2 rRNA genes (1 of these 2 running past the window's edge) are annotated in these 2,500 nt (G+C 52.8%); both read left to right on the forward strand.

Annotated features, from left to right (window positions below):
* Positions 1–1,979, forward strand: a 23S ribosomal RNA gene (locus ACX36O_RS01855); it begins 896 nt to the left of the window's first position.
* Between the two features lie 119 nt (positions 1,980–2,098).
* Positions 2,099–2,211, forward strand: a 5S ribosomal RNA gene (rrf, locus tag ACX36O_RS01860).
* The last annotated feature ends 289 nt before the right edge of the window (positions 2,212–2,500 follow it).

Below are 2,500 nucleotides of genomic sequence, written 5' to 3' on the forward strand. Positions count from 1 at the left end.
GCAAACTCCGAATACCGCAGAGTACAGCCTGGGAGACAGAGCACCGGGTGCTAACGTCCGGACTCAAGAGGGAAACAACCCAGACCGCCAGCTAAGGTCCCTAAAATTGGCTAAGTGGGAAACGAAGTGGGAAGGCTAAAACAGTCAGGATGTTGGCTTAGAAGCAGCCATCATTTAAAGAAAGCGTAATAGCTCACTGATCGAGTCGTCCTGCGCGGAAGATGTAACGGGGCTAAGCCAGTTACCGAAGCTGCGGATGCACAGTTTACTGTGCGTGGTAGGAGAGCGTTCTGTAAGCCTGTGAAGGTGCGTTGTAAAGCGTGCTGGAGGTATCAGAAGTGCGAATGCTGACATGAGTAGCGTTAAAGCGGGTGAAAAGCCCGCTCGCCGTAAGCGCAAGGTTTCCTACGCAACGTTCATCGGCGTAGGGTGAGTCGGCCCCTAAGGCGAGGCAGAGATGCGTAGCTGATGGGAAACAGGTCAATATTCCTGTACCGATTGCAAGTGCGATGTGGGGACGAATCTTAATAGGTGATCCGGGTGTTGGATGTCCCGGTTTAGGCAGAAGTAGGCGTGCAGTAGGCAAATCCGCTGCACATATACCGAGGCTGCCGATCGAGCGAGCATGGCTTGCGAAGTCACTGAACGGGGTTCCAGGAAAAGCCACTAAGCTTCAGCTTGCAACGACCGTACCGCAAACCGACACTGGTGCGCGAGATGAGTATTCTAAGGCGCTTGAGAGAACTCTGGAGAAGGAACTCGGCAAATTGACACCGTAACTTCGGGAGAAGGTGTGCCCTAGTAGTGTGATGAGAGCATCTGAGCATGAACGGGTTGCAAAAAATTGGTGGCTGCGACTGTTTATTAAAAACACAGCACTCTGCAAACACGAAAGTGGACGTATAGGGTGTGACGCCTGCCCGGTGCTGGAAGATTAATTGATGGGGTGCAAGCTCTTGATCGAAGTCCCAGTAAACGGCGGCCGTAACTATAACGGTCCTAAGGTAGCGAAATTCCTTGTCGGGTAAGTTCCGACCTGCACGAATGGCGTAACGATGGCCACACTGTCTCCTCCAGAGACTCAGCGAAGTTGAAATGTTTGTGATGATGCAATCTCCCCGCGGAAAGACGGAAAGACCCCATGAACCTTTACTGTAGCTTTGTATTGGACTTTGAACGGATCTGTGTAGGATAGGTGGGAGGCTTTGAAGGCAGGATGCTAGTTCTGCTGGAGCCGACGTTGAAATACCACCCTGGTGCGTTTGAGGTTCTAACCTAGGTCCCTGAACCGGGACTGGGGACAGTGCATGGTAGGCAGTTTGACTGGGGCGGTCTCCTCCCAAAGCGTAACGGAGGAGTTCGAAGGTACGCTAGTTACGGTCGGACATCGTGACGATAGTGCAATGGCATAAGCGTGCTTAACTGCGAGACTGACAAGTCGAGCAGATGCGAAAGCAGGACATAGTGATCCGGTGGTTCTGTATGGAAGGGCCATCGCTCAACGGATAAAAGGTACTCTGGGGATAACAGGCTGATACCGCCCAAGAGTTCATATCGACGGCGGTGTTTGGCACCTCGATGTCGGCTCATCTCATCCTGGGGCTGTAGCCGGTCCCAAGGGTATGGCTGTTCGCCATTTAAAGAGGTACGTGAGCTGGGTTTAAAACGTCGTGAGACAGTTTGGTCCCTATCTTCCGTGGGCGCTGCAGATTTGAGGAAGCCTGCTCCTAGTACGAGAGGACCGGAGTGGACACACCTCTGGTGTACCTGTTGTCACGCCAGTGGCATCGCAGGGTAGCTAAGTGTGGAAGAGATAACCGCTGAAAGCATCTAAGCGGGAAACTCGTTTCAAGATGAGATCTGCCGGGGGCTTGACCCCCCTGAAGAGTCGTTCTAGACCAGGACGTTGATAGGCTGGATGTGGAAGTGCAGCAATGCATTAAGCTGACCAGTACTAATTGCTCGTGCGGCTTGACCCTATAACTTTGGCTGGAAGAGCCAAGGATGTTATGCCAGGCGCAATCAAGATAAAGAAGCTGATGGATGACTCTATGAATTCGCTGTGCTGCTCGAGCAGCAGCATGGCACCCCGTTAAAGCCTGATGACCATAGCGAGTTGGTCCCACTCCTTCCCATCCCGAACAGGACAGTGAAACGACTCAGCGCCGATGATAGTGCGGATTCCCGTGTGAAAGTAGGTCATCGTCAGGCTACTTACAGCCAGGAAAAGCGCCCCGTGAGCACGGGGCGCTTTTTTGATCGGTCGCTCTTGACGGATCAAAAAAGCGTGCTACAATGCAAGGCTTTCCCGCACGAGACCTTCTGTGTGTGGGGTCAAGAAGGGTTGAAAATTCTTCTTGACGGCAGTGAAAACTGTGTTATAGTGTAGGGCTTCGCTGATCGCGGCGAGGCGAGTGAGTCTGGAAGGGCTTGCGGATCATTAAAAACATACAGCCGATAAGCGTGGGTGTTTGCGGAGCCGGACTTTGGTCTGGCGTGT

The sequence above is a fragment of the Brachymonas sp. KE5 genome (genome assembly GCF_057773645.1).